Source organism: Streptomyces sp. NPDC008121, from assembly GCF_042957155.1.
Taxonomy (GTDB): Bacteria; Actinomycetota; Actinomycetes; order Streptomycetales; family Streptomycetaceae; genus Streptomyces.
This window is the reverse complement of record NZ_JBIBHT010000003.1, coordinates 690,845-716,538: the sequence shown is the minus strand read 5'-3', so window position 1 is coordinate 716,538 and position 25,694 is coordinate 690,845. Positions and strand designations below refer to the sequence as shown.

Genomic DNA, 25,694 nt, shown 5'->3' with positions numbered 1-25,694 from the left:
GGTCACGCGTGCGGGCCCACCGTCACCGTCCCCACGGTCAGTTCCGCCGTCCCCTCCAGGATCGCCGCCACCCGTTCGGCCTCGGCCTCGAGTTGCCGCGTCCGCGCCGCGTTCAGCCGGGTCGCGGGTGTCGGCGGGGTCAGCGGCTCGACCGTGATCGCGATCCGTCGCCCGGAGCGCCGCTGATGCCACACCCCCGCGACCGTTCCGTCGACGAGCAGCACCGGATAGTTCCCGGCCTGCCCGCGGGAGAGCGCCCGACCCCAGGCGGCGCCCGGGAAGAGCCGTTCGCGTGGCTGGGAGGCGATGGTGAAGGCGTCGAAGTACGGCAGCAGCCGCACCCCCCGGGCCGGGCCGGCCGGGAACTCCGTGTCCCCGGCGACCACCCAGGCCCTCGTGTCCTCGAAGGCGACCTCCTCGATCCGCCCCTCCCCGGCCAGCGTCGTGAAGAGCGTGCCGGCCCACCCGGCCGGGGCCGCCAGCCACTTCGCGAAGTGCTGCGGAGTCGCCGGCCCGTACGCGTACAGATACCGCTCGACCAGCGCGGCGAGCGCCCGCGTGCCCTCGTCGGGCCGCACGCCGGGGCTGGTGTACGTGACGTTCCGGCCCCGGTTCGGGCCGAAGCACAGGACCCCGCGGTGGGCGGCCGTGTGGGTCATCTGGCGCCAACGCGGCCACTTGTCCTGGAAGGCGTCCATCACCCGCTCGCCCGCCCACGGCCCGGTCCGCGCCACGATCGCGTCCGTCAGTTCGTCGACGGTCAGCTCCGCGCCCGCGAGGGCGTCCCCGATCGCCGCCACGACCTCGTCCGTCTGCGCCGTCGACATCCGCACGTCCGGGGGCAGCGGCTGGGGCCCGGCCGGGAGCGCGGAGAGCGCCCCCGTCCACAGCGGCAGGTCGGCGGCGGGCAGCAGATGGACCGTGCCGCGCGGTCCGTACGTCTTGACCAGCGAGCGGTCCTCCCACAGCGCCGCCCGCACGTCCGCGCGGGTCGCGTCGGCGGTCCGCAGCGCCACCGACAGCTCGGCGGCCGACAGGACCTGGGCGTGCGCGCCGAGCATGGCGGCGGTCGCGGCCGCGGGGGTGGGACCGGTCGGCCCGGCGAGGAACTGACGGCTCATCCGGCGGGTGGCGGCCTGGGCCCAGGTGACGGGGGAGGGGATCGAGGTCATGCGGCCGACGGTAGGCGCGAAAGAGGTCAGGGGCTGTCCGCCTTGACCGAACAGGGGCGACGAATCAAGGAGTTGGCGCGGGCCGAGGGGAGAGGGGTACGACTGAGGAGTCGACGCGGCGACCGGCGTCGTGCCGCCCCTCCCCGTCCGCCGTCGCGTCAACCCCGCGCCCGCCCGCGGGGGTCCCTCTTGGGAGGTACCGAAACCGCCGCCACGCCGGGGCGTAAACCCGCCACCGAGCCCTACGACCCGTGCCGCGCCTGGCCTCCGGCGGCTCCGGGCTCGTTCGCCGGCTCCCGGTGGCACCCATCACGACGGACGAAGGGTTATGGTGGAAACCCCCCCCTCGGGCCGGTCCGTAACCCCCCCCCACGGACCGGCCCGTTTTTTCTCGGCCGTACGGCGAGGCCGGCACCCCGCCGCACCGGTTCACGAGAGCGGCGGCGACTCAGCCCCGTCCGGCCCAGATGTTCGTGCCGACGGTGTCCACCGCGAACGTGTCGATCTCCTCGAGCTCCTCCGCCGTCAGCGGCGGACCTGCCAGCGCGGCCACGTTCTCCTCCAGCTGTCCGACGCTGGACGCGCCGATCAGCGCCGAGGTCATCCGCTCGTCGCGCAGCACCCACGACAGCGCCAGCTGCGCCAGGGACTGGCCCCGGCGCTCCGCGATGTCCGCCAGGCCGCGCAGGCGCCGCAGCACCTCGTCGGAGAGCAGGCCCGGGTCGAGGGACTTGCCCTGGGTGGCCCGCGAACCCTCCGGCACGCCCTTCAGGTACTTGTTCGTGAGCAGGCCCTGCGCCAGTGGCACGAAGGAGATGCAGCCCATGCCGGCCGCCTCCAGCGTGTCGAGGAGACCGTCGTCCTCGGTCCAGCGGTTGATCATCGAGTACGACGGCTGGTGGATGAGGGCGGGAACGCCCATCTCCTTGAGGATCCCGGCGGCCTCGGCGGTCTGCTCGCTGGTGTACGACGACACGCCGACGTACAGCGCCTTGCCCTGCCGGACGGCGGAGGCCAGGGCCCCCATCGTCTCCTCCAGCGGGGTGTGCGGGTCGAAGCGGTGGGAGTAGAAGATGTCGACGTAGTCCAGGCCCATCCGCTTCAGGGAGGCGTCGAGCGACGACATCAAATACTTGCGGGAGCCCCACTCGCCGTAGGGGCCGGGGTGCATCAGATAGCCGGCCTTCGTCGAGACGATCAGCTCGTCGCGGTAGGCCGCGAAGTCCTGGGCGAAGATCGTGCCGAAGTTCAGCTCGGCGGAGCCGGGCGGCGGTCCGTAGTTGTTCGCCAGGTCGAAATGGGTGACGCCGAGGTCGAAGGCGCGGCGCAGGATCGCCCGCTGCGAGTCGAGCGAGCGGTCGTCGCCGAAGTTGTGCCACAGGCCTAGCGAGACGGCCGGGAGCCTGAGGCCGCTGCGGCCGGTGCGGCGGTATTCCATGTGGTCGTAGCGGTCGGCCGAGGCGCGGTACAAGGGGGTGTCAGTCACGTATCTCTGCTTATCACGGACTTGTGACAGTCCCGGGCTGGGTGCCATTGACCCGTGCGCAGTAATGTGGCGGCTTCGGGGACCGACGCGGCATGGAGGGGTTAAGAACAGTGAACCTGCGCGACCTGGTGTACGGGCTCTACGCACGCCGGGTGGAAGGCCGCCTCGACCACGACCAGGTGCCCAAGCACATCGGTGTCATCCTCGACGGCAACCGTCGCTGGGCCAAGGCGTCCGGCGGGACTCCCGAGCAGGGGCACAAGGCGGGCGCGGACAAGATCCAGGAGCTGCTCGGCTGGTGTGCCGAGACCGACGTCGAGGTCGTGACGCTCTGGATGCTCTCCACCGACAACCTGAACCGGCCCGAGGAGCAGCTCGTCCCGCTGCTCGGCATCATCGAGAACGCCGTGCGCTCCCTCGCCGCCGACGGCCGCTGGCGGGTCCACCACGTGGGCACGCTGGACCTGCTGCCGGCCCGCACCCAGTCCGTACTGAAGGAAGCCGAGCAGTCCACCCGCGGCAACACGGGGATACTCGTGAACGTGGCCGTGGGCTACGGCGGCCGCCAGGAGATCGCCGACGCGGTCCGCTCCCTCCTCCTCGAACACGCGTCCAAGGGGACGAGCTTCGAGGAGCTCGCCGAGATCCTCGACGTCGAGCACATCTCCGAGCACCTCTACACGCGCGGCCAGCCCGACCCGGACCTGGTCATCCGCACGAGCGGCGAGCAGCGCCTGTCCGGTTTCATGCTGTGGCAGAGCGCCCACTCGGAGTACTACTTCTGCGAGGTCCACTGGCCGGCCTTCCGCAAGGTCGACTTCCTCCGGGCACTGCGCGACTACGCCGCCCGGCACCGGCGCTACGGCACCTGACACCCTCCCGTCACGGAACCGGCACCACCCCGGCGGGAGAGGTCATCCCGCGTTCATGAACGCGTCGTCATATGCCATGGCATGGCGTGGCTCGTTCGAGGGCATATCCCTTGCAGAGTGAGCGGCACGGAGACCGCCACCCGGGAGGCCCGTTGCACCAGGACGACCGTGCAGGACATGTACGGACGAAGCGGAGGGCCGGCGCTCGGCCCGCGTTTCGCGGCCACAGCCCGGTCCCATCCCGCAGCGACACAGGTTCCGTCGCGCCCCGACCTCACAGGGGTCGTCAAAGGGGGTCTGTCCTTCCGTGGTGACCAGCACTAAGCGCCGCTTGTCCGACAGGCGCACCTACGTTCTCGACACCAGCGTCCTGCTGGCCGACCCCAACGCCGTGTCCCGCTTCGACGAGCACGAGGTCGTGCTCCCGATCGTCGTGGTCACCGAGTTGGAGGCCAAGCGCCACCACCCCGAACTGGGCTACTTCGCCCGGGCGGCCCTGCGCCTCCTGGACGACTTCCGGGTCCGGTACGGGCGCCTGGACGCCCCGCTCCCCATCGGGGACCTGGGCGGCACGCTGCGTGTCGAACTCAACCATTCCGACCCCGGCGTGCTTCCGGCCGGCTACCGGCTGGGGGACAACGACACACGGATCCTGGCGGTCGCGCGCAATCTCCAGGCGGAGGGGTACGACGTCACGGTCGTCTCCAAGGACCTGCCGCTGCGCATCAAGGCGTCCTCGGTCGGCCTCCTCGCGGAGGAGTACCGCGCCGAGCTCGCCGTCACGGACTCCGGCTGGACCGGCATGTCCGAGCTGGCCCTCGCGGCCGATCAGGTGGACATCCTCTTCGACCAGGAGACCCTGTACGTCCCGGAGGCGGCCGAGCTTCCGGTCCACACGGGCCTGGTGCTGCAGTCCGAGCGGGGCAAGGCGCTCGGCCGGGTCACGCCCGACGGCAACGTCCGGCTGGTCCGCGGCGAGCGGGAGGTCTTCGGGATCAGGGGGCGCAGCGCCGAGCAGCGGATCGCGCTCGACCTGCTCCTCGACCCGGACGTCGGCATCATCTCCATGGGCGGCCGGGCCGGCACCGGCAAGTCCGCGCTGGCGCTCTGCGCGGGCCTGGAGGCGGTCCTGGAGCGCCGTCAGCACCAGAAGGTGATGGTCTTCCGTCCGCTGTACGCGGTCGGCGGACAGGAGCTCGGCTATCTGCCCGGCAGCGAGGCCGAGAAGATGAGCCCCTGGGCGCAGGCGGTCTTCGACACGCTCTCGGCCGTGGCGAGCCGTGAGGTCATCGAGGAGGTGCTCGGGCGCGGCATGCTGGAGGTCCTGCCGCTCACCCACATCCGGGGCCGCTCCCTCCACGACGCCTTCGTGATCGTCGACGAGGCCCAGTCCCTGGAGCGGAACGTCCTGTTGACCGTTCTGTCCCGGATCGGCGCGAATTCCCGGGTCGTGCTGACCCACGACGTGGCCCAGCGCGACAACCTCCGGGTCGGCCGGTACGACGGAGTCGTCGCCGTGGTCGAGAAGCTGAAGGGGCATCCGCTCTTCGCGCACGTCACGCTCACCCGCTCCGAGCGCTCGCAGATCGCCGCGCTCGTGACCGAAATGCTGGAGGACGGCCAGATCTGACCCTGTTCGTACCGCCCCGTAGGGATACGGGAGTTGGCGCCGCCCGGCAAAGCGCACGAGCTTAGCCGGGCGGCGCCGCGCTGTCCCCCGTATGGCCAAAACCCCTGGGGCGAAGGGGTGTGAGCTTTCACACGCAACGAATAATTGCCTTGCGGCGTTGCCGTCCGGCAGAGTCTTGCTTCCGTCAGGCCCCGCATACGGCACACGTGCACCCTCAGGGGTGCGGCACCACACAACTCAACAATTGTTCGCCGTATGCCGCCCACAGCACCACGGGCCCGTGTCTTCAGTGACCCAGTAGTTCGGAGACCAGCGCCAGGGGCACGATTTCGCCCACGTGGTCACCTGTGCGGGCGATGCTGGAAGGAAACCGTGTGAGCCGGATCTCGGTCCGGGGATTCGCGGTGGCTTCGGCCACTGCGGTCACCACCGTCGGCGCCGTCGTCGGCGTTGCGTCGGGCAGCACCCAGCCCGCGGACGACAACTTCGAGGCCACCGCCGCCGACACCACGCTGCTCGCGGACATCCCCGCGGGCGAGCAGGCGCAGGTGCAGGTCTCCTCGCTCTCGCAGCAGGCCGACGCCCAGGCCGCCGCTGCCGACTCGGCCGCGAGGAAGTCCGCGGAGGAGACGGCCCGCTACCAGGCCGCCAAGGACGCGGAGGCGAAGAAGAAGGCCGCCGACAAGGCGGAGAAGGCGCGCAAGGAAGCCGAGGAGCGCGCCAACCGCTCCTCCGTGCGCGACGCGTCGAGCTTCGCCGCCCAGGGGTCGTACTCCATCTCCGACGTCAAGGCGATGGCCCGGCAGATGATCCCGGGCGACCAGTTCCAGTGCTTCAGCAACATCGTGGACCACGAGTCCGGCTGGAACTACCGCGCGGTCAACCCCTCCTCGGGTGCGTACGGTCTCGTCCAGGCCCTCCCGGGTTCAAAGATGTCGTCGGCCGGCGCCGACTGGCAGACCAACCCGGCCACCCAGATCAAGTGGGGCCTGAACTACATGAACAACCGCTACGACAGCCCCTGTGGCGCGTGGTCGTTCTGGCAGGCCAACCGCTGGTACTAGACCGGCGTCCCGACCTCGTGGAGCCCCTCACCGCCGTACGGTGAGGGGCTCCGTGCGTGTAGGTTCGGGGATCGTCGGGCTCCCGGGGCGAGTGGGGGAGTGAGCGGGGGGAAGAGGGAAGGTCATGTCGAGACTGCCAGGATGGCTGGGCCGGCTGGGCGACAGCCTGAGCCGCATGGGTGAACGCCTTGACGAGCGCCGCGCGCGTGCGGAAGCCGACGACGACGACTTGGGCGAACGGCCGTACGGCCCCGGCGCTTCCGGCACCTCCCGCGTCCCGGGCGCGGCCGACACGTCCGGCGAACCCGGCTCCTCCGACGCCCCCGGCGCTGCCGACGGCGAAGACGACGGGCCGGAGGGCGAGGCCCCGACGGGCAAGGACACCGGTGGACGGGAGTCCGGCCGCGCCGGCTCCGGCCGGTGGCCTGGCCGCCGCGGGCCCGCCCCGGCGGCCGTCCCCGCGCCCCCCGCCTACGCCCCCGCCGTCGCCGCGCGGCCCGACCCCGTCGACGCCATTCCGTGGGGCATCCGGGTCGCCGCCGAGGCCGGCTGGCGGCTGCTCGTCCTCGCCGGGACCCTCTGGGTGCTGATGAAGGTGATCAGCTCCGTCAGGCTCGTCGTCCTCGCCTTCGTGGCCGCGCTCCTCATCACCGCCCTGCTCCAGCCCACCGTGGCCCGGCTGCGCAAGGCGGGACTGCCGCGCGGGCTGGCCACCGCCGTCACCGCCGTCTCCGGCTTCGTGATCATGGGCCTGGTCGGCTGGTTCGTGGTCTGGCAGGTCATGGACAACATCGACAACCTGTCCGACCGGGTCAGGGACGGCATCGAGGAGCTGAAGCGCTGGCTGCTCGATTCCCCGTTCCACGTGACCGAGCAGCAGATCAACGAGATCGCGAAGAACCTCAGCGACACCATCGGCGCCAACACCGAGCAGATCACCTCCGCCGGCCTCCAGGGCGTGACCGTGGTGGTCGAGGCGATGACCGGGATACTGCTCGCCATGTTCTCGACGCTCTTCCTCCTCTACGACGGGAAGAAGGTCTGGAACTGGACACTGCGGCTGGTACCCGCCCAGGCCCGGCCCGGCGTCGCGGGCGCGGGCCCCCGCGCCTGGCGCACGCTGACCGCCTACGTCCGGGGCACGGTCCTCGTCGCCCTGATCGACGCGGTCTTCATCGGCCTCGGGCTGTACTTCCTCGACGTCCCGATGGCCGTGCCGCTCGCCGTCTTCATCTTCCTCTTCGCCTTCATCCCGCTCGTCGGCGCCGTCATCTCCGGAGCCCTCGCGGTCGTGGTCGCCCTCGTCACCAACGGCGTGTTCACCGCCCTGATGGTGCTGGTCGTCGTCCTCGCCGTGCAGCAGATCGAGGGCCACGTCCTGCAGCCCTTCATCCTGGGCCGGGCCGTGCGGGTCCACCCGCTCGGCGTCGTCCTCGCGGTCGCGGCCGGCGGCCTGACCGCGGGCATCGGCGGCGCGGTGGTGGCGGTCCCGCTGGTCGCCGTCACCAACACGGTGGTCGGCTACCTCCGCGCGTACACCACCGAAGTAGCCCTGCTCAGCACCCCCGAACCGCGCGGCGCGACCGCCCACGCGGTCGCCCCCACCCCCGCCCCGGGCGCACGAGACAGGGACGGCGAGTGATCTCCGAACCCGAACTGATGGGCGGGCCGGCCGCGCCGGCCCCCGAGCCGCTCCGCCTCGGACCGGACCCCGTGCCGCCGAGCCCGCCCCGGCCGCGCCGGCCCTGGCCGTGGGCGCTCGGCGGCGCGCTGACCGCCTCGGCGGTCTGGGCCGGCGGCCTCGTCGTGTGGGACGGGGTCCAGAACGCGGGGCCCGACCTCGGGGGCTACCGCACGGTCGAGTCCCTCTGCCAGAAGGCCGAGCTCAAGGCGCTCTCGACGGAGCTGGGCAAGCGGGCGGAGGATCCCGCGGCGAACGAGCCGACGGCGCGTCACCCCGCCCTCGACAGGGCGCGATGCTCGGTCACGCTGGGGTCGCCCGACAGTGGCTACACCGTCGACGTGCGGTACGACCTGCACAAGAAGACCGACCCGGGGCCGGAGTTCGTGCCCGATCTCGGCGACATGACGAAGCAGGCCGAGCCCGTCGAGGGGCTCGGGGAAGCGGCGTACGTCTCGACCGATGCGGATTCCTCCGGTCCCTGGATCGCCGTCCTTGACGGTCAGGCACAGCTGGACATCTGGGTCAGCAGGCAGCAGACCTGGGACGTCGAGAAGGGCGAGGCGGTCGAGGGCGCAGGGAAGTCCGACCTGTCGGGTGTCGAGACCCTGCTCGTCCAGGACATGAGAGCGCTGATGGCCGCCCTCAAGGCGTGAACGCCCGGGTCCGGGCAAGCGGGACGCGACGCGCGGCCGCTCGGCGGGGAAAACGGCCGGGAGATCGGCGGCGAAACGACGGAAGGGCCCCGGGGCGATGTGCCCCGGGGCCCTTCCGACGTACGTACGGAGGGTGACGGCCTTACTCGGCCAGCACCGCTTCCGCCTCCAGCGTCACGCCGACCGCCTGGATCACCGAAGCGATCTTGACGGCCTCCTGGATCGTCTCGCGGTCGACACCGGCCTTGCGCAGGACCTGCTCGTGCGAGTCCAGGCACTGGCCGCAGCCGTTGATCGCGGACACGGCCAGCGACCAGAGCTCGAAGTCGACCTTCTCGACGCCCGGGTTGCCGATGACGTTCATCCGCAGACCGGCGCGCAGCGTCCCGTACTCGGGGTCCGACAGCAGGTGCCGGGTCCGGTAGAAGACGTTGTTCATCGCCATGATCGCGGCGGCGGACTTGGCGGCCTGGTACGCCTCGGGCTTGAGGTTGGCCTTGGCCTCCGGCTCCAGCTCGGTCAGCACCTTCGGCGAGCGCGAGGCGATCGCGCAGGCCAGGACGGTGCCCCAGAGCTGCTGCTGCGGCAGCTCGCTGTTGCCGATCACCGAACCGAGGTTCAGCTTCAGGTCCTTGGCGAAGTCCGGTATGGCGGACTTGAGTTCGTCGAGAGCCATGTCAGTTCAGCCGTCCTTACTCGCCGGAGAGGAGCGCGACCGGGTCAAGGGTGGTCTCGCCCTTGGTCCAGTTGCAGGGGCACAGCTCGTCGGTCTGCAGGGCGTCGAGGACCCGCAGGACCTCCTTGGGGTTACGGCCGACGGAGCCGGCGGTCACCATCGTGAACTGGATCTCGTTGTTCTGGTCCACGATGAAGACGGCGCGCTGCGCGAAGCCGTCCTCGCCCTCGACGCCGCAGTCGCGCATCAGCTCGTGCTTGGAGTCGGCGAGCATCGGGAAGGGCAGGTCACGCAGGTCGTCGTGGTCCTTGCGCCAGGCGTGGTGCACGAACTCGGAGTCACCGGAGACGCCGAGGATCTGGGCGTCGCGGTCGGCGAACTCCTCGTTCAGCTTGCCGAACGCGGCGATCTCGGTGGGGCAGACGAAGGTGAAGTCCTTCGGCCAGAAGAACACCACACGCCACTTGCCCTCGTAGGTCTTGTGGTCGATCTGAGCGAACTCCTTGCCGCTCTCCAGCGACACGCAGGCGGTCAGGTCGTAGGTGGGGAACTGGTCACCGACAGTGAGCACGCGCTCTCCTCGTAGAGGGTGTGGAAGTCCCTTTTGAGGTCTTCCGTGGGGGTTGGACGATCAACAGCATGGCACGCAGTGCATTGATCAGTGAAATAGCTAGACTGCGGCGTGTTGATTGAAGGTGGTTATCAGTGGGATCCCCGTACAACCCTCACCGAGGCAAGCAGCCCAGCCTTTCCCAGCTCAGGGCGTTCTCGGCGGTCGCCGAGCATCTGCACTTCCGCGATGCGGCGGCCGCCATCGGCATGAGCCAGCCCGCGCTTTCGGGCGCGGTTTCGGCTCTCGAAGAGGCACTCGGTGTCCAGCTCCTCGAGCGTACGACGCGGAAGGTACTGCTCTCGCCCGCCGGGGAGCGCCTCGCCGTCCGCGCCCGCGCCGTCCTGGACGCCGTGGCGGAGCTGATGGAGGAGGCGGAGGCGGCGCAGGCGCCCTTCACCGGGGTGCTGCGGCTCGGCGTGATCCCGACGGTCGCGCCGTACCTCCTGCCCACCGTCCTGCGCCTGGTCCACGAGCGCTATCCCGAACTCGACCTCCAGGTGCACGAGGAGCAGACGTCCTCGCTCCTGGAGGGCCTGGCCGCCGGGCGGCTGGACCTGCTGCTGCTCGCTGTGCCGCTCGGCGTGCCCGGTGTCACCGAACTCCCGCTCTTCGACGAGGACTTCGTGCTGGTCACCCCCCAGGGGCACCCCCTGGCCGGCCGGGACGACATCCCGCGCGAAGCCCTCAAGGAGCTGAACCTGCTGCTCCTCGACGAAGGCCACTGCCTGCGCGACCAGGCCCTCGACATCTGCCGCGAGGCCGGGCGTACGGAGGGGGCCCCGGTGACCACCACGGCGGCCGGGCTCTCCACCCTGGTCCAGCTGGTGGCGGGCGGCCTCGGCGTGACCCTGCTCCCGCGCACCGCCGTGAAGGTCGAGACCGCCCGCGACACCGCCCTGCTCACCGGGCGCTTCACCGACCCGGCGCCCTCGCGACGGGTCGCCCTCGCGATGCGCGCCGGGGCGGCCCGGCACGAGGAGTTCGAGGAGCTGGCCCGCTCGCTGCGGGGCGCGATGCGGCGGCTCCCGGTGCGGGTGGTGGGCGACAGCGCCTGAACCGGCCCGGGCACCCCGCCCGTCGGCGGTGCCTGAACCGGCCCGGGCGCCCCGCCCGTCGGCGGTGCCTGAACCGGCCCGGGCGCCCAGCCGGGCGGCGGTACCTGAACCGGCCCGGGCGCCCCGCCCCTCTCGTACCCCTGCCGCCGCCCGCGTGGCTATTCGGTCCGCAGGCCGTCGGCGCGCATCAGGCGCCACAGCGGCGGCAGGCTCAGCAGGGTCACGCCCAGGACGATCGCCGCGCCGACGCCGGTCACCGGCAGGAAGACCCACCAGTCCTCGACCCGCTTGCCGATCATGTTCAGGAGCGCGACGCCGAGCCCCAGGCCGCCCGCGACGGCGAGCGCCAGGCCCAGCCCGATCGGGACCGCGGTCTGCCACAGGACCGACCAGGCCAGCGTCGAGCGCCGGGTGCCGAAGGCGACCAGCGAGGACAGCAGCCTCTTGCGGTCCCGTAGCTGCTCCAGCGTCGTGACCAGCAGCGAGGCGGCGACCAGCATCATCGTCGCGGTGGCGCCGGCGAGGATCCCGGTGCGGACGCTGCTGTACTGCGCGTCCCGTTCGGTGTTCTGCAGGGTGCGGACCCAGGCCAGGGGGTCGATCGCCGCCGCTGTGTTCCGCACGTGCTCGGCGGCGTCCGCCGCCTTCGGGTCGACGCGCACCATCGCCGTCGCCCGCGCCTCGTCGAGACGGGCCGCATCGATCGCCGACGGGGTGGCGAAGATCCCGAACCGAATCTCCCCGACCGGGTCGGGCCGTGCGTCGACCGTGCGGGCCGAGTCCGGGATCCGCCAGGTCGGCATGGGCCCGCCCCGGTGCTCCAGCGGGTCCCGCAGGGCGACCACGGCGCCCGCCCTGGCCGTCTCCTGGACCCAGTCGTCCGGTGCGCCGCCCTCCCGGCCGTGGGCGAGGGCGACGAAGACGTCGCCGTCCGCGCACGAAGGGAGCCGCGCCAGCTCCTTCAGGGAGGGACAGTCGGCGACCACCAGCGAGGTGATCGGACCGAAGTCCTCGCCCTTCCGCAGCGGTCCGGGCCGCCAGGCGTGCGACTCGATCGTGCCGACGACACCCGCGACGCCCTCGGTCCGCGAGAACCCCTCGATCATCTCGCGGGCCTCGCCCCCGTCCCTCGCGTCGATCGTCGACTGCATCTGCGCCCGCGCGGTGTCGATGCCGGTCGGCCTCATGAAGTCGCTCTGCATCGCGTGGAACATCATCTGGAGCGCGATCGCCCCGGCCGCGGCGACGACGATGCCGCTGACCGCCCGGGCGGCCGTACCGCTGCTCAGCTGGAGCCTGCGGGTCGCCAGCTGCCAGGCGACCGGACCGCCGCGCAGCCGTCCGACGCACGCCTCCACCAGCCAGGGCAGCAGGGTGGTGAGACCGATCAGGGCGAGGGTGGCGCCCACCGCCACCCCGGAGGTGTCGATCGCGGTGTCCCGCAGGTCGATGTCGCCGGCCATCGGGACCAGCAGCGCGGTCCCGGCCGCGACGAGCGCCAGCCGCCACCAGAGCCGGCGGGGCCGGGGCGTGGCGGTGCGGACGACCCCCAGCGGTTCGATCGCGACCCCGCGCAGCGCGAAGAGCGTGACCACGACCGCCGAGACCGGCACCACGGTAAGGACGAGGGCGGCGAGCGGGGCCAGCGGCACCACGTCGGAGGGGAAGGCGTTGACGTCCCACACCCGCACCAGGCCGGCGAGCCGCCGGCCCAGGGCGAAGAAGACGCCGCCGACCGCCAGCCCGAGGAGGGCGCCCGCCAGGGATTCGCCGGCCGCGATCCGCCGGACCATGGCCGTGTCCGCGCCGACCAGCCGCAGCGCGGCCAGCCGCCGGTCGCGCTGCTCGCCGCCGAAGCGGACGGCGGTGGCGATGAAGACGAGGACCGGCAGGAGCAGCACGACGCAGGCGATGACGACGAGCAGGAGCAGGAAGGCGTTCAGCGGTTCCTCCGGCACGGACCAGCCGTAAGCGCGGCCCCGGCCGTCGAAGGCGTCCACGGAGAGGGTCGCGTCACCGGCGACGTACCGCAGCTCGGCCGGGCCGATGAGCCCGGCGTCCCCGATCGTCCCGGCGATCCGGTACGGCAGCCGTTCCCGGAGCAGTTCGCCCGAGGGGGAGCCGAGCAGACTCCCGAGCGCGGGGGAGACCCACATCTCGCCCGGCGCGGGGATCTTCGGCATCCCGGGCGGGGCGGGGGCGCGGGCGCCTTCGGGGCGCAGCACGAGGCCGGTGACGGCCTCGCCGCGGTAGACGGTGGCCGGGTCGGCGTAGAGGAACGAGTCGGCGGTGGGGCTCTTCACCTCCGTGCTCGCGTCGACGCTGCGCTGCGACTCGCGCACCTCGCGGGCGAACGACATGTGCGGGACGGCGGCGGCGACGAGCAGCATGGCCACGCCGAGGCCGACGCCGACGGCCGTCAGTGCCGTACGGATCCAGCCGCGGCGGCCTCCGGTGACCGCGAACCGCGCGCCCAGGGCGAGGTCTCGGGACCAGGTGCGGAGCCTCATACCGCCCACTCCGTGTCGCGCACCGAGCCGTCACGGACGACGACCTCGCGGTCCGAGTAGGCGGCGACGCGGGCCTCGTGGGTGACGAGGACGACGGCGGCGCCGGTGTCCCGGGCGGCGTCGGTGAGCAGGTGCATCACGCGCTCGCCGTTGAGGGAGTCGAGCGCGCCGGTCGGTTCGTCGGCGAAGAGCACCCGGGGCGCGGTGACGAGCGAGCGGGCGACCGCGACCCGCTGGCCCTGTCCGCCGGATATCTCGCCGGGCCGCTTGCCGGCGACGTCGTCGACCTCCAGGCGGGCCAGCCACTCCCGCGCCCGCGCCTCGGCGGCCTTGCGCCGCTCGCCGCCCAGGCGCAGCGGGAGGGCGACGTTCTCGACGCAGGTCAACTCCGGCACCAGCTGCCCGAACTGGAAGACGAAGCCGAAGTCGGTGCGGCGCAGGGCGCTGCGCGCGCCGTCCGAGAGGGCGGTGAGGTCGCGTCCGTCGTAGGTGATGGTGCCGGCGTCGGGCCGGACGATCCCGGCCAGGCAGTGCAGGAGCGTGGACTTGCCCGATCCGGAGGGCCCCATCACGGCGACGACCTCGCCGGCCCGGACGGCGAAGTCCGCGCCGGAGAGCGCGGGGGTGGGTCCGTACGCCTTGACGAGGCCGCTCGCGCGGAGGAGGGGAGGGCGGGGCGCGCCGGTCATCGGCGGATCTCCTCGGCGAGGCGGTCCAGGCGGGCGGCGGTCAGCTCCAGCCAGCGCAGGTCGGCCTCCAGGTGGAACAGCGCGTGGTCGCAGATCAGCTGGTCGGCGAGGTCGCCGTCCTTCTTCCTGCGGGTGAGGTCGCGCATCAGCCGCAGGTGCTCGGCCCGCTGCACGTCCAGCAGCTCGGCCGCCCCGCGCCCGGTCAGCAGGGCCAGGACGACCTTGGTGTAGAGGGTGGACTGGAGGTACGGCTCGGGCTTCTCGGGCTGGGCCAGCCACCGTTCGACATCGGTGATGCCGGCCTCGGTGATGGCGTACCGCTTCCGCTCGGGGCCGCCGCCCGCCTCCGTCCCGTCCACCACGACCAGGCCGTTCTTCAGCAGCCGGGACATGGTCGAGTAGACCTGCCCGTAGTGGAGGGGCCGGTCGTGGCCGAATCGCTCGTCGAAGGCGCGCTTGAGGTCGTAGCCGTGGCGCGGTCCGGACTCCAGGAGCCCGAGAAGGGTGTGACCGATGGACATGGCGGCACTCTACACCCGGTGTATACGCGCGATGTATACGCCTGTTCGGGCAGCCTGTGACCGGTATCGCACAACCATCGCCGCCCCGGACGCGTCGGTTCCCGTGGAGACAGGTGCTGATTGTCACGTCCGGAAAGACCGGATCGATCGCCCTTTGTCTGCATGAGCGGTGTTAGCTTGCTGAGCTGATTCGGCGCGGGCACCGAGCCGGACGGCGGACACCGAGCCGGAACGACGACGAGCGGAGCGACGAGGCACATGGGCCGAGCGGACAAGGGCCAGGGAGGAAAAGGCGGGCGGATACGCCGCCTCTTCACCTGGAGGAAACTCCTGGGCACGTTCTTCGTCGGCTGCCTCCTCGTCATGGGGGCCTTCTACGCCGTCTATCTGCTGGTCCCGGTGCCCACCGCCAACGCCCAGGCGACCATGCAGAGCAACGTCTACAAGTACGCCAACGGCAAGGTCCTCGCCCGCACCGGCGAGATCAACCGCGAGATCGTGGGCCTGGAGAAGATCCCCGAGGGCGTCCAGAAGACCTTCGTCGCCGCCGAGAACAAGACCTTCTACAAGGACCACGGCGTCGACATCAAGGGCACCGCGCGCGGCGCGCTGAACACCATCACCGGCAAGGGCAAGCAGGGTGGCTCGACCATCACCCAGCAGTACGTCAAGAACTACTACCTGGACCAGGACCAGACGGTCACCCGCAAGCTCAAGGAGATGGTGATCGCCCTCAAGGTCGACCAGCGCTCCTCGAAGAGCGAGATCCTCGCCGGCTACATGAACACCAGCTACTACGGACGCAGCGCCTACGGCATCCAGGCCGCCGCCCAGTCCTACTACGGTGTCGACGCCTCCAAGCTGACGGTCGCCCAGGGCGCCTACCTCGCCTCCCTGCTCCAGGCCCCGAACCAGTACGACTGGACCTCCGCAAGCCCCACCGGCCGCAAGCTCGTCGAGGAGCGCTGGAACTACACCCTCAACAACATGGTCGAGGAAGGCTGGCTGCCGCAGAGCGAGCGGGCCGGCCTGACGTTCCCCGTCCCGCAGAAGCCCAAGCCCGCCCCCGGCATGAGCGGCCAGACCGGCTACCTCGTCGAGGCCGCCAACCAGGAGCTGATGCGCCAGGGCATCAGCGAGGGCGACATCAGGGCCGGCGGCTGGACGATCACCCTCAACATCGACGAGAAGAAGCAGAAGTCGCTGATCAAGGCGGTCGAGCGGCAGCTGGAGGACAAGCTCGACCGCGAGGGCGACAAGAAGGACGCCACCGTCCAGGCCGGCGCCACCTCGGTCGACCCGAAGACCGGCAAGGTCCTCGCCCTCTACGGCGGCGTCGGCGCCACCGAACACTGGCTGTCCAACGCCACCCGGCGCGACTACCAGCCCGCCTCCACCTTCAAGCCGATCGTGCTCGCCTCCGCCCTGGAGAACGGCGCCGAGACCCAGGACGGCCGGAAGATCGGCCTCGGCACCGTCTACGACGGCACCAGCAAGCGCCCGGTCGAGGGCAGCGACGTCGCCTTCCGGCCGGAGAACGAGGACAACAGGAGCTACGGCCCCGTCACCGTCCAGAAAGCCACCAACAGCTCGATCAACTCGGTGTACGCCCAGATGATCGTCGACGTCGGCCCGGGCAATGTGAAGAAGACCGCGCTCGACCTCGGCCTGCGCGACGGCGCCGACTTCGGCGAGAGCCCCGCGATGTCGCTCGGCACCATGGGCGCCTCCACCTGGGACATGGCCGCCGCCTACGCGACCCTGGACAACCACGGTGTGAAGGTCACCCCGACCATCGTGAAGTCCGCCGAGCACAAGGACCGCACGGCCGAACCGGTCAAGGGGATCGGCGAGCGGGTCCTCGGCCGCGAGGCCGCCGACACCGTCACCAAGGCGATGACCGGCGTCGTCTCCAGCGGCTCCGGCTTCCGCGCTGCCGGTGACTACGCGGCGGCCGGCAAGACCGGCACCTCGGAGAACAACCGCTCCGCCTGGTTCGTCGGCTACACCCCCGAACTGGTCACCGCCGTCGGCCTCTTCGGCGAGGACCCCAAGGGCAACCAGGTCACCCTGACCGACACGATCAACGCCGGCCGCGCCAACGGTGGCCGCACCCCGGCCCAGATCTGGGGCGCCTACACCACCAGCGCGCTCGGCGGCGGCTCGGACGCCCGCTTCGACCTGGAGACCGGCGACTCGGGCGTCGTCGATCCGGAGCCGACGCCGTCCCGGACCGAGGAGTCCCCGTCGTCGAGCCCGCCGCCCACCTCCGACACCCCGGACCCGACGCCGCCGCCGAAGCCGACCGGCTCGACGCCGCCGCAGCCCACCCGGACGATCACCATCCCGCCGCCGCCGAAGCCGAAGCCGACACCGACGGAGACGACGGACCCGACGATCGAACCCCCGGTCAACGGCGGCGACGAGGGCGCACGCTCCTTCCCGTGACCGGGTGACTTGGTGACCTGGTGACCCGGGCCCGGGCGCCCGTGAGCCGGAGCCGTATCCGGTGAGCCGGGTCCGTGCCCGGCGACCGGCCGGCTCCCGCGAGTATGACGATGGCCGGGCCCTTGAAGGGCCCGGCCATCGTCATACTCGGTGCTCGCGCCCTACGTCCGCGTGGACAGCTCGAACCACACGACCTTGCCGCCCGACAGCCGGGTCGCCCCCCACCGCCGCGCCAGCCGGTTCACCAGGAAGAGCCCCCGGCCCCCCTCGTCGGTGTCCCGCGCCCGCCGCTGCCGGGGCAGCTGCGGCGAGTCGTCGCCGACCTCGCAGCGCAGCACATCGGTCCGCAGCAGGCGCAGCGTCACCGGCCGCTCCGCGTACCGCACCGCGTTCGTCACGACCTCGCTGATCAGCAACTCGACCGAGTCCGACAGCTCCTCCAGACCCCAGCGGGTCAGCGCCCGCCGCGCGAGCCGCCTGGCCCGCCCCGGAGCCGCGTCCTCCGGCTCCAGGAACCAGTACGCCACGTCACTGGGCGCGATCCCGTCGAACCGGGCCGCCAGCAGCGCGATGTCGTCGTCGCGGTCACCCGGGCCGAGCATGTCGAGGACGTCGTCGCAGAGCGCCTCCAGCGGAGGCGAATGGTCCGGGCCGGTCAACTGCGCCGTCGCCGCCAGCCGCTCCCGCAACTGCTCGATCCCGGTCCACACGTCCCGCAGCCGCGACTCCACCAGACCGTCCGTGTACAGCAGCAGGGTCGCGCCCGCCGGAGCGTCCAGCTCCACCGCCTCGAAGTCCACCCCGCCCACGCCGATCGGGGCGCCCGGCGGCACGCGGAGCACCTCCGCCCGGCCGCCGAGGTGCAGCAGTATCGGCGGCGGATGACCCGCGTTCGCGATCGTGATCCGGTGCGAGACCGGGTCGTACACCGCGTACAGACAGGTCGCCATCCGGTCCTGCCCCAGCCGCTGCGCCTGCTCGTCGAGGTGGTGCAACACCTCCTGGGGCGGCAGGTCGAGACCGGCCAGCGTCTGCGCGGTGGTCCGCAGCTGGCCCATGATCGCGGCGGACGTCATGGAGTGGCCCATCACGTCGCCGACGACCAGCGCCACCCGGCTGCCCGGCAGCGGAATCGCGTCGTACCAGTCACCGCCCACCCGGGCCGTCTCGGCCGCCGGGAGATAGCGGGAGGCGAGCTTCACACCGGTCGGCTGCGGCAGCGAGTCCGGCAGCATCGTGCGCTGCAGCTCGTCCGCGATGTACGCCTCACGGCCGTACAGCACCGCCTTGTCGATGCCGAGCGCCGTGTGCGTCGCCAACTGGGCCGCGACCAGCAGATCGTTCGGCTCGAAGCCGGGACGCTCGGGGCGGCGCAGGAAGACCGCGGCGCCGATGACCCGGCGCCGGCCGCGCAGCGGCGCGAGGATCGCCCGGTGCCCGCCCGGCACCGGATGGTCGGAGCCGAGCAGTTCGGGCAGCGCGGCCCGCGCGGCCGCCGAGTCGCCGAAGACCGGCCGGACCCCGCGCAGCACCTCGGCGAGGGCTCCGCCGGAACGGACCTCGCAGAGCTCGGCCGCCGGCGTCGGATCCGGATCGGGGACGAGGACGAGCTCCTCGCCCTCCAGGTCCGTTAAGCGCAGCCGGTCGGTGCGGCGCAGCCGCAGCACGAACGGCGCCACCGGCCGCTCGTCGCCCACCGGCAGCGGATCGCGCAGATAGACCAGGATCACGTCGGAGAAGGTCGGCACGGTGGCCCGGCACAGGCCGAGCACGATCTCGTCCAGGTCTATGCCGCGGGCGATCCGCCGGGTCGCCGCGCCCACGAACCGCAGCCGGTCACCCTCCCGCCGCGAGGCGGCGGCGTCCTGCGCCACCCCGCCGCCGGGCGCGGGCACCGCGACGGCCGCGGCCGTCGTGGCGGCCGGGGCCGCCTCCTGCCGGGGGCGGGTGCGCTCCTGCGACCGGGCAGCCAGCGGCTGGCGGCCTTCGTGGGAGGTGGGATGCTCCGTCACGCGTGGGGTTCCGTCCGTCCGGGCCGGTGGTGCGATGCACTCGCTCTTCTCGCCGATGCCGTTCCTTCACCGGGGATAAACCCCTGGCGGGCGCCGGATCCGAAGACCCCGCGGGCGGCGACGGCGGCAGGGGTCGGAACACCCGGGCACACGTCCGGCACGGCTCTCCCCCTCTTGGATGACTTACGGTCAGGTCCTGCGCTGTGCTCAGTGGTTGACACGGCGTTCGGTTGATCAGGGTCTTGCGGAGGACGATCCTACGTTTGCACCCCGGGGGCGCATCAAGGGTCTCATGGTGCGGTGTGCGCCGGAGTGCGATCCCAGTCCGACGGAAGCTCGGGAACGCCCCAGCGCGGATCCGGACGCCAGTCCTCCCAGCCGTCCGAGAACGGCGCGCCCCACGACCGGATCACCTCGACGGCGGCCCGGCCGGCCTCCCGCACCCGCGCGGCCTGCGCCGCGTCCATCAGACCGGCCCGCTGGGCCTGCGCGAACTCGTCCTCGTCCCGCCACAGCCAGCTGCGGTCGGGGTGGACGGAGATGTCGAGGAAATGGTCCTCGGAGTCGATGCCGCCGTCCCAGCGGGTCCGCGGCTCCTCCAGGTTCACGTACCAGCTGCGGAAGCGCCAGCCGCGGTCCCAGAACAGCCACACCGACCAGGGGTCCCCGGGTCTCGCGAGCTTCAGCACGCCCGTGCCGAACCAGCGCGAGCGGGTGGTGGTGCGCGGCGCGGTGTAGCGGGTGGCCAGCGGCTCCTCGTGTACGGGAGTGCCGTCGGCGATCACGGGCTTGACGCACTCGGTGTTCGGCGCCATCCAGACGGCGAGCAGCTCGGAGGTGTCCTGGACGACGGTCACCGGCCGGCAGATGTGCACAGCGCCGGAGCCGTTGCCGCGGTAGCGCCAGAGGATGTGCTCCCCCGGCGCCCAGTGCTGGGGGCCGCCCGATCCTGTCATGCGCAGATCTTAGGGGCGTGCCCCCCCGCACCGCTGCGGCACAGGTCACGGATGAGTCAGATACGTCCGAGCCGGTTTCGGGCGCCCACGGGCGCCTACGGACGCGTCATGCGCAGCACGTCCAGGGCCTCGTCCAACTGCTCCACGGTCAGGTCGCCGCGCTCGACGTACCCGGCCTCCAGGACGACCTCGCGGATCGTCTTCCGCTCCGCCAGGGACTTCTTGGCGACCTTGGCGGCCTCCTCGTAGCCGATGTACTTGTTCAGCGGCGTGACGACGGACGGGGAGGACTCGGCGTACTCCCTGGCCCGCTCCACGTTGGCGGTGATGCCGTCGACCGTACGGTCCGCCAGCAGGCGGGCCGCGTTGGCGAGGAGCCGGACCGACTCCAGGAGGTTCTTCGCGATCACCGGCAGCATCACGTTGAGCTCGAAGTTCCCGGCCGCGCCCGCCACCGCCACCGTGGTGTCGTTTCCGGTCACCTGCGCGGCGACCATCAGGACCGCCTCGGGAATGACCGGATTCACCTTGCCCGGCATGATCGAGGAGCCCGGTTGGAGATCGGGCAGATTGATCTCGGCCAGGCCGGTGCGCGGTCCCGACGCCATCCAGCGCAGGTCGTTGGAGATCTTCGTCAGGGAGACGGCGATGGTCCTGAGCTGGCCGGACGTCTCCACCAGACCGTCCCGGGCGCCCTGCGCCTCGAAGTGGTCACGGGCCTCGGTCAGGGGCAGACCGGTCGCGCGGGCGACCTCGGCGATGACGGCGGCCGAGAAGCCGGGTGGCGTGTTGATGCCGGTGCCCACCGCCGTACCGCCGAGGGGCAGTTCGGCGAGCCGGGGGAGAGCGGACTCCAGCCGTTCGATCCCGTACCTGACCTGGGCGGCGTACCCCCCGAACTCCTGGCCCAGGGTCACCGGAGTGGCGTCCATCAGATGCGTACGGCCGGACTTCACCACCTCCGAGAATTCGGCCGATTTCCGCTCCAGGGAGTCGGCCAGACGGGCCAGGGCTGGGATCAGATCACGGGTGACGGCGGCCGTCGCGGCGATGTGGATCGAGGACGGGAAGACGTCGTTGGACGACTGGGAGGCGTTCACATGGTCGTTGGGGTGGACGCCCCGGCCTTCCGGCAGGCGCTCACCGGCCAGGGTGGCCAGCACCTCGTTGGTGTTCATGTTGGACGAGGTGCCCGAGCCGGTCTGGAAGACGTCGACCGGGAAGTGCTCGTCCCAGCGTCCCTCGGCGACCTCGGCGGCGGCCTCCTCGATGGCGGCCGCGATGTCTTCGTCGATCACGCCGAGTTCGGCGTTGACCTTGGCGGCGGCCGCCTTGATGCGGGCGAGGGCCTCGATGTGGGTGCGTTCGAGGCGCTGCCCGGAGACCGGGAAGTTCTCCACCGCGCGCTGGGTCTGGGCGCGCCACTTGGCGTGGGCGGGGACCCGCACCTCGCCCATGGAGTCGTGCTCGATCCGGAACTCCCGGTTGTCACTCGTGTCACTCATGGTTCGCAACCTCCTGTAAAAGTTGAGCAGTTGTCTTGTTCCGCCTATTCCCAAGGCGCGTACCGACCAGTAGAAACCGTGGGTAACCCCACCTCCAGGAGGCGCGATGAGGCGCACCAGGCGCAGACTCCGCTGGACGATCGCGGCCACGGCCGCTGCCGTGACGGCCCTCGGAACCATGGCAGCCGCGGCACCCGCCGGCGCGGCCGACACGACCGACGGCACGACCGGCGTCACCGACCGCGTCACCCGCAGCGCATCCGTACCGCTCCCGCCCGAACTGGAGGCCGTCCGCGCAGCCGAGGCGACCAGGATCTACGGCGACCCCGCCGAGCGCCCGTTCGCCGAACGCAAGACCGGGCTGATCTCCCTCGGCGACAGCGAGATCTCCGGAGAGGGCGTCGGCAGCTACGAACCGCCGACCAACGGCCCCACCAACTGGTGCCACCGCTCGCCCGACGCCGCCATCCACCGCACCGGAATCCCCGCGGACCTCACCTTCAACGTGTCCTGCTCCGGCGCCTACAGCGGCAACATCAGGATCGGCGGCTCGAAGCAGTACGCCGACGAACTCGTCCAGAGCGACAACCTCGCCGTCAAGGCCCGCAACACCCGCCTCAAGATGGTGCTCCTGGTCGCCGGCGCCAACGACGACCTCCAGTTCGGCCCGGTGATGACGGACTGCGTCACGCGCTACCTCACCCTCCAGGGCGCCTGCGAACCGAAGTACGCCCCCGGCTGGCAGGCCCGCGTCGACGCGCTCGTCCCCAAGGTCGAGCAGACCGTACGCGACCTGCGGACCGTCATGCGCGACGCCGGCTACGCCGACGGCGACTACCGGCTCGTCGTCATGGGCTACCCCAGCCCCATCGGCCCCGACTTCCGCGACAACCCGAACTTCCCCGGCAAGCTCGCCTGCGGCGGCCTCGGCTACGACTCCGACACCGTCTGGGGCCGCAACACCGCCGTCCCCGCCTTCGAACGCGGCATGCGCAGGGCCGCCGCGAACACCGGAGCCACCTACCTCGACAACTCCCGCCTCTTCCAGGGCCACGAGGTCTGCATGGAGGACCCCTGGGCCCGGGGCCTCTCCATCGACCTCTCCAAGCCCGGCACCCCGGACGAGAACTCCGTCCGGCAGTCCTTCCACCCCAACGCCCGCGGTCACGCCGCCTTCGCCTCCTGCCTCACCCAGCTGTACGCCACCGGCCTGCGCGAAGCCGGCTGCGCGGACGTGAACTCCACGGGCAGACCGCTCCTCGTCCCGTACGCCTGGGACGACGCGTACAAGCCGCTGCGGAACGCCGCCACCGGCGACTGCGCCGACGTAAACGCCTCCGCCAGCGCCAACGGCACCGCCGTGCTCGGCTGGGACTGCCACGGCGGCCGCAACCAGGGCTGGTGGTACGACCCCGCCCGCTCCACCTTCCACACGGAGCTGACCCAGGACCGCTGCCTGGACGTACCGGGCGCGCGGTACCAGGCCGGCACGGCGGTGGTCCTCTGGAACTGCTCGGGCGCGGCGAACCAGAGGTTCGTACGCGACGGGGCCACGGTCCGGCCGGCGGCCGCGACGGGGCTCTGCCTGACCCAGGCGGCGGCGAAGGAGCCGCTGCGGCTGCAGAACTGCTCCGGCTCGGTGAACCAGCGGTTCGTGTAGGTCGAACGGGGCGCGCGCGAGGCGACGGCGCGCAGTCCCGTGCGCCGAGGCCCCCGTCCGGTGCGGGACGGGGGCCTCGGCGGGCGCTCGGTCAGAGGGCCTTGACGCTCGAACGGGCCAGCTCGTACGCGGGGAGCATCTCGCGGTGCTCCTCGCTGTCGAGCCCGCCGAGGTGCACGATGACCGTGCCCTTCGGGGTGGAGACCGCGAAGGCGCTCTCCTCCTTGGACTCCTCCATGATCTTGTTGTAGACGGTGTACGTGACCTCGACGACCGGGAGCGCGCCCGCCTTGGTCTCCTCGTACGCGACCTTGGAGCTGTTCTTCTCCGCCTTCACGAACCCTTCGAGCGCCGTACGGGCCGAGTCCCCCGGGGCCGTCCAGACGCGCAGATAGCCGATGTTCCCGGCGGGCTTCGCGTCGATCTCGCAGACCATCGTCGCGGGCCCCTGCTTGCCGAGGGCGGCGGACAGCTCGTCGCCGGCGTCGACGGTGACGGCCTTGGGCTTCCAGTCCGCGGCGAGACCGAAGGAGACCGGCAGCACGCACGCGGTACCGGGCTCGCCGAGCGACGCGGCGGCCTTAGCCCCGGCGGCGGCCGGCGCGTCCTTGGCGGCCTCGGGCGAGGCCGTCGACGCCTTCTCGGTCCCGCATCCGGCCAGCACGCCGACGGAGGCGACGGCGAGGAGGGCGGGAGCCAGGGCGGCTCGCACCCGTATGTGATGTCTCATGGGCGCCAGCCTAATGAGGGTCGATCAGGGACGGGGGAGGCAGGGCGGCCGGCCACCCGCCGCCCCACCGGAAACCCCGCCCCGGACCGGCTACAGGCCGGGCCCGCGCACCGGGATGTGGGTGAACGTCGGCTCCGGAGCCGGATTCTGGAAGAAGTCGTTGCCCTTGTCGTCCACCACGATGAACGCCGGGAAGTCCTCGACCTCGATCTTCCAGACCGCCTCCATGCCGAGCTCCTCGTACTCGACGACCTCGACCTTCTTGATGCAGTCCTGCGCGAGACGCGCCGCCGGGCCGCCGATCGAGCCGAGGTAGAAGCCGCCGTGGCTGCCGCACGCGTCCGTGACCTGCTTGCTGCGGTTGCCCTTGGCCAGCATGACCTTCGAGCCGCCCGCCGCCTGGAACTGCTCGACGTAGGAGTCCATCCGGCCAGCCGTCGTCGGGCCGAAGGAGCCGGAGGCGTAGCCCTCGGGGGTCTTAGCCGGGCCGGCGTAGTAGACCGGGTGGTCCTTCAGGTACTGCGGCATGTCCTCGCCCGCGTCCAGCCGCTCCTTGATCTTGGCGTGCGCGATGTCGCGCGCCACGACCAGCGGGCCGGTCAGCGAGAGGCGGGTCTTGACCGGGTACTTCGTCAGCTCGGCCAGGATCTCGTCCATCGGCTGGTTCAGGTCGATCTTCACCACGTCGCCGTCGGCGGCGAGGTGCTCCTCCGTCGTCTCCGGCAGGAAGCGCGCCGGGTCGGTCTCCAGCTGCTCCAGGAAGACGCCCTCTGCGGTGATCTTCGCGACGGCCTGGCGGTCGGCCGAGCAGGAGACGGCGATCGCGACGGGCAGCGAGGCGCCGTGGCGCGGCAGCCGGACGACGCGGACGTCGTGGCAGAAGTACTTTCCGCCGAACTGCGCGCCGATGCCGATCTTCTGCGTGAGCTCGAAGACCTTCTCCTCCAGCTCCTTGTCCCGGAAGCCGTGGCCGGTCTCGGCCGAGCCCTCGGTGGGCAGCTCGTCCAGGTAGTGCGCGGAGGCGTACTTCGCGGTCTTCAGCGCGAACTCGGCGGACGTGCCGCCGACGACGATCGCCAGGTGGTACGGCGGGCAGGCGGCCGTGCCGAGCGAGCGGATCTTCTCCTCCAGGAACTTCATCATGCTCGCCTCGTTGAGCACGGCCTTCGTCTCCTGGTAGAGGAAGGACTTGTTGGCGGAGCCGCCGCCCTTGGCCATGAAGAGGAACTTGTACGCGCCGCCGTCGGTCGCGTACAGCTCGATCTGCGCGGGCAGGTTCGAGCCGGTGTTCTTCTCCTCCCACATGGTGACGGGGGCCATCTGCGAGTACCGCAGGTTGAGCTTGGTGTACGCGTCGTAGACGCCCTTGGACAGGGCCTCCTCGTCGCGGCCGGAGGTCAGCACGTTCTGGCCGCGCTTGCCCATGACGATCGCGGTGCCGGTGTCCTGGCACATGGGCAGGACACCGGCGGCGGCGATGTTCGCGTTCTTGAGGAGGTCGAGCGCGACGAACTTGTCGTTGCCCGAGGCTTCCGGGTCGTCGATGATCCGCCGCAGCTGGGCCAGGTGGGCCGGGCGGAGGTAGTGCTGGATGTCGTGGATGGCCTCGGCGGCCAGCCGGCGCAGGGCCTCCGGCTCGACCGTGAGGAACGTACGGCCGTCGGCCTCGAAGGTGGAGACACCTTCGGCGGTCACCAGGCGGTAGGGCGTGGTGTCCTCTCCCAGGGGGAGCAGATCGGAGTACGAAAACTCTGGCAT

General features: G+C 71.6%; 20 protein-coding genes. 8 read left to right on the top strand and 12 right to left on the bottom strand.

What is annotated here, in order from left to right:
- Positions 1-2: 2 nt before the first annotated feature.
- Both ACFZBD_RS13255 and mgrA read right to left on the bottom strand, forming a co-directional pair.
- Entirely contained in the window at positions 3-1,172 is a 1,170-nt protein-coding gene (locus ACFZBD_RS13255) for a DNA glycosylase AlkZ-like family protein (protein WP_391139451.1), read from the bottom strand.
- A 448-nt stretch (positions 1,173-1,620) separates the two neighbouring features.
- Positions 1,621-2,706: an L-glyceraldehyde 3-phosphate reductase gene (gene mgrA, locus ACFZBD_RS13250; protein ID WP_391139450.1), complete on the bottom strand. Its 1,086-nt coding sequence runs from the start codon at positions 2,704-2,706 to the stop codon at positions 1,621-1,623.
- Positions 2,707-2,768: 62 nt separating this feature from the next.
- On the opposite strand from mgrA, the gene ACFZBD_RS13245 reads away from it, so the two are divergent.
- The 5 genes from ACFZBD_RS13245 (at position 2,769) to ACFZBD_RS13225 (ending at position 8,561) form a co-directional block, all read left to right on the top strand.
- On the top strand, positions 2,769-3,530 hold the full coding sequence (locus ACFZBD_RS13245; protein WP_391139449.1) for an isoprenyl transferase: 762 nt from the start codon (positions 2,769-2,771) through the stop codon (positions 3,528-3,530).
- A 307-nt stretch (positions 3,531-3,837) separates the two neighbouring features.
- Positions 3,838-5,160, top strand: coding sequence for a PhoH family protein (locus ACFZBD_RS13240; RefSeq protein WP_391139448.1), 1,323 nt, complete (start codon positions 3,838-3,840; stop codon positions 5,158-5,160).
- 374 nt (positions 5,161-5,534) lie between these two features.
- Positions 5,535-6,224 (top strand): transglycosylase SLT domain-containing protein, encoded by a 690-nt coding sequence (locus tag ACFZBD_RS13235; RefSeq protein ID WP_391139447.1) that lies wholly within the window; start codon positions 5,535-5,537, stop codon positions 6,222-6,224.
- 124 nt (positions 6,225-6,348) lie between these two features.
- The gene (locus tag ACFZBD_RS13230) at positions 6,349-7,866 is read left to right on the top strand and encodes an AI-2E family transporter (protein ID WP_391139446.1); all 1,518 of its coding nucleotides are present in this window, start codon (positions 6,349-6,351) and stop codon (positions 7,864-7,866) included.
- A complete protein-coding gene (locus tag ACFZBD_RS13225) occupies positions 7,863-8,561 on the top strand; it encodes a hypothetical protein (protein WP_391139445.1) in 699 nt (232 codons plus the stop codon). The genes ACFZBD_RS13230 and ACFZBD_RS13225 overlap by 4 nt, the downstream gene beginning before the upstream one ends.
- A 142-nt stretch (positions 8,562-8,703) precedes the next feature.
- Here ACFZBD_RS13225 and ACFZBD_RS13220 read toward each other — a convergent pair whose 3' ends face one another.
- Entirely contained in the window at positions 8,704-9,237 is a 534-nt protein-coding gene (locus ACFZBD_RS13220) for an alkyl hydroperoxide reductase (protein ID WP_365714361.1), read from the bottom strand.
- Between the two features lie 16 nt (positions 9,238-9,253).
- Entirely contained in the window at positions 9,254-9,808 is a 555-nt protein-coding gene (locus tag ACFZBD_RS13215; protein ID WP_365714362.1) for a peroxiredoxin, read from the bottom strand.
- Positions 9,809-9,942: 134 nt separating this feature from the next.
- Between ACFZBD_RS13215 and ACFZBD_RS13210 the strand changes: the two genes are divergently transcribed.
- Positions 9,943-10,905, top strand: coding sequence for a LysR substrate-binding domain-containing protein (locus ACFZBD_RS13210; protein ID WP_391139444.1), 963 nt, complete (start codon positions 9,943-9,945; stop codon positions 10,903-10,905).
- 158 nt (positions 10,906-11,063) lie between these two features.
- On the opposite strand, the gene ACFZBD_RS13205 is transcribed toward ACFZBD_RS13210, so the two are convergent.
- Genes ACFZBD_RS13205 through ACFZBD_RS13195 form a run of 3 tightly spaced genes read right to left on the bottom strand, consistent with a single transcriptional unit; the run spans position 11,064 to position 14,625 of the window.
- Positions 11,064-13,415, bottom strand: a complete 2,352-nt coding sequence (locus ACFZBD_RS13205) for an FtsX-like permease family protein (RefSeq protein ID WP_391139443.1) — start codon at positions 13,413-13,415, stop codon at positions 11,064-11,066.
- Positions 13,412-14,104, bottom strand: coding sequence for an ATP-binding cassette domain-containing protein (locus ACFZBD_RS13200; RefSeq protein ID WP_391139442.1), 693 nt, complete (start codon positions 14,102-14,104; stop codon positions 13,412-13,414). Before ACFZBD_RS13200 ends, ACFZBD_RS13205 begins: the two co-directional genes overlap by 4 nt.
- Entirely contained in the window at positions 14,101-14,625 is a 525-nt protein-coding gene (locus ACFZBD_RS13195) for a helix-turn-helix transcriptional regulator (protein WP_391139441.1), read from the bottom strand. The genes ACFZBD_RS13200 and ACFZBD_RS13195 overlap by 4 nt, the downstream gene beginning before the upstream one ends.
- Before the next feature lie 258 nt (positions 14,626-14,883).
- Here ACFZBD_RS13195 and ACFZBD_RS13190 point away from each other — a divergent pair, with 258 nt between their 5' ends.
- The gene (locus tag ACFZBD_RS13190) at positions 14,884-17,073 is read left to right on the top strand and encodes a transglycosylase domain-containing protein (RefSeq protein ID WP_391139440.1); all 2,190 of its coding nucleotides are present in this window, start codon (positions 14,884-14,886) and stop codon (positions 17,071-17,073) included.
- 161 nt (positions 17,074-17,234) lie between these two features.
- Here ACFZBD_RS13190 and ACFZBD_RS13185 read toward each other — a convergent pair whose 3' ends face one another.
- The 3 genes from ACFZBD_RS13185 to ACFZBD_RS13175 form a co-directional block, all read right to left on the bottom strand.
- Positions 17,235-19,085, bottom strand: a complete 1,851-nt coding sequence (locus tag ACFZBD_RS13185; protein ID WP_391139439.1) for a SpoIIE family protein phosphatase — start codon at positions 19,083-19,085, stop codon at positions 17,235-17,237.
- 290 nt (positions 19,086-19,375) lie between these two features.
- Positions 19,376-20,041, bottom strand: coding sequence for a DUF402 domain-containing protein (locus ACFZBD_RS13180; RefSeq protein ID WP_391139438.1), 666 nt, complete (start codon positions 20,039-20,041; stop codon positions 19,376-19,378).
- A 95-nt stretch (positions 20,042-20,136) separates the two neighbouring features.
- Positions 20,137-21,546: an aspartate ammonia-lyase gene (locus tag ACFZBD_RS13175; RefSeq protein ID WP_391139437.1), complete on the bottom strand. Its 1,410-nt coding sequence runs from the start codon at positions 21,544-21,546 to the stop codon at positions 20,137-20,139.
- A gap of 106 nt (positions 21,547-21,652) precedes the next feature.
- Between ACFZBD_RS13175 and ACFZBD_RS13170 the strand changes: the two genes are divergently transcribed.
- The gene (locus ACFZBD_RS13170) at positions 21,653-23,206 is read left to right on the top strand and encodes a ricin-type beta-trefoil lectin domain protein (RefSeq protein WP_391139436.1); all 1,554 of its coding nucleotides are present in this window, start codon (positions 21,653-21,655) and stop codon (positions 23,204-23,206) included.
- Positions 23,207-23,297: 91 nt separating this feature from the next.
- Here the strand turns inward: ACFZBD_RS13170 and ACFZBD_RS13165 are convergent, their stop codons facing one another.
- Complete coding sequence (locus ACFZBD_RS13165) at positions 23,298-23,936, bottom strand: lipoprotein (protein WP_391139435.1); 639 nt, start codon at positions 23,934-23,936, stop codon at positions 23,298-23,300.
- A 90-nt stretch (positions 23,937-24,026) separates the two neighbouring features.
- A complete protein-coding gene (locus ACFZBD_RS13160; RefSeq protein WP_391139434.1) occupies positions 24,027-25,694 on the bottom strand; it encodes a FumA C-terminus/TtdB family hydratase beta subunit in 1,668 nt (555 codons plus the stop codon).